The organism is Actinosynnema sp. NPDC023658 (assembly GCF_040639995.1).
Taxonomy (GTDB): Bacteria; Actinomycetota; Actinomycetes; order Mycobacteriales; family Pseudonocardiaceae; genus Actinosynnema.
Window position 1 is genome coordinate 1 of record NZ_JBFAAX010001314.1, and the last position, 1,332, is coordinate 1,332.

Below are 1,332 nucleotides of genomic sequence, written 5' to 3' on the forward strand. Positions count from 1 at the left end.
AATCGAGGTCGCGGCCGACGGGTCGCGACCTCGATACGGTGTTTCTGTTACCGTGTGCAGCGACCGGACGTGGTGTGACCAGGGGTGAGGGGCTGCTGCGGTGACCAGCTGGATCGACGTGATCAACTATGTCCGGACGCGGTACGAGGTGCTGGAGGAGAACGACACCTGGCTGCGCTTCCGGCTGGACACGGGGGAGGGCCGCACCCAGCAGGTCTCGGTGCACCACGTGCCGGAGTCGGATGGCGTCGCCTGGGTCGAGATCTCCTCGCCCGTCGGCCGCCCCGACGCGATCGACCTGCGGCGGCTGCTGGAGCTCGCGGGGACGACGGCCGTCGGCGCCGCCGCGGTGGTGGACGACGTGGCGCTGCTCAAGCACACCGTGCCGCTGGAGGACCTGAGCGTCCGGGAGGAGTTCGAGCGCCCGTTGTTGCTGCTGGTCTCCGCCGCGGACGCGTTCGAGCACGAGCTGACGCAGACCGACCGGTTCTGACCGCGGGGCCGTGACGGGTCCGGTCGTCGGACCTGTCCGCACCGCACGCTCACGACAACGGCAGCTCGGCCCACACGGTCTTGCACTCGGTGCCCGAGTACGTGCCCCAACGCCGCCGCGACAGCGTGTCGACCATGATCAGGCCACGACCGCGGAAGGCCCCCAGGCGTGACTTGCCGGTCACCGGCAGGCTGTCGGGGCTGCCGTCGTCGACCTCGATCCGCAGGGCCTGGTGGTCGCTCGACCGGAGCACGCGCAACCGGCGTGGCGCGCAGGCGTGGTCGTAGGCGTTGGCCACCAGCTCGGTGCAGACCAGCATCAGATCCTGCAGCAGGTCCTCGGCCAGGTCGGCCAGGACGGTGGCCAGCCACTGCCGGATCTGGGCCAGCGGTGGCACCTGCATGCTCAAGTCCACGCTGATCCTCGCAGCGAGCACGTCCTCCGACAGCGTCATGGCTCGTTCCCCAGTTGTCACCACGACCGCCCTGCCTGTTCCAAAGCGGCCTCGACACGAGGGGATACCCCGGCATCGGAGCCCGCACACCTCCCGCTCGTCCGTGCGCTCTGCACATGCCGCGCTACGCATCGTGATTTAGGCTGGCTTTCGTGAGCGAGGAACAGGTTCCGGCGGACGACCCGGTGGCCGTGCTGCGCGTCGCGGTCGACTCGGCCGTGCGGGCCGTGCTGCGCCTCGATCCCCGCCACGCCGAGGCCCGGCAGGACGTCGAGCGGGTGCTCGCCGGGTTCGCCGCCGCGGTCGCCCCGGTGCGGGACGCCCTGGTCGACCTGGCCGACCGCGCGCCGAACGGCCCGGTGTCGGCCACCCTGCGGTTCATGCG

The 1,332-nt window shown here is 71.0% G+C and carries 3 protein-coding genes; 2 read left to right on the top strand and 1 reads right to left on the bottom strand.

Going from position 1 to position 1,332, the window contains the following annotated elements:
• Positions 1 to 100 precede the first annotated feature (100 nt).
• Positions 101 to 493 carry a hypothetical protein gene (locus AB0G02_RS40590; protein ID WP_360805979.1) on the top strand — a complete coding sequence of 131 codons (393 nt, stop codon included), beginning with the start codon at positions 101 to 103 and terminating at the stop codon, positions 491 to 493.
• Between the two features lie 49 nt (positions 494 to 542).
• Here AB0G02_RS40590 and AB0G02_RS40595 read toward each other — a convergent pair whose 3' ends face one another.
• The gene (locus AB0G02_RS40595; RefSeq protein ID WP_360805982.1) at positions 543 to 947 is read right to left on the bottom strand and encodes an ATP-binding protein; all 405 of its coding nucleotides are present in this window, start codon (positions 945 to 947) and stop codon (positions 543 to 545) included.
• 152 nt (positions 948 to 1,099) lie between these two features.
• Between AB0G02_RS40595 and AB0G02_RS40600 the strand changes: the two genes are divergently transcribed.
• Positions 1,100 to 1,332: hypothetical protein (locus tag AB0G02_RS40600; protein ID WP_360805985.1), on the top strand; the 233-nt coding region annotated here is incomplete at its 3' end.

Bases quoted from the DNA above. Each gene is read 5' to 3' on its own strand.
- AB0G02_RS40595 (WP_360805982.1), bottom strand. From the start codon at position 947: ATGACGCTGTCGGAGGACGTGCTCGCTGCGAGGATCAGCGTGGACTTG.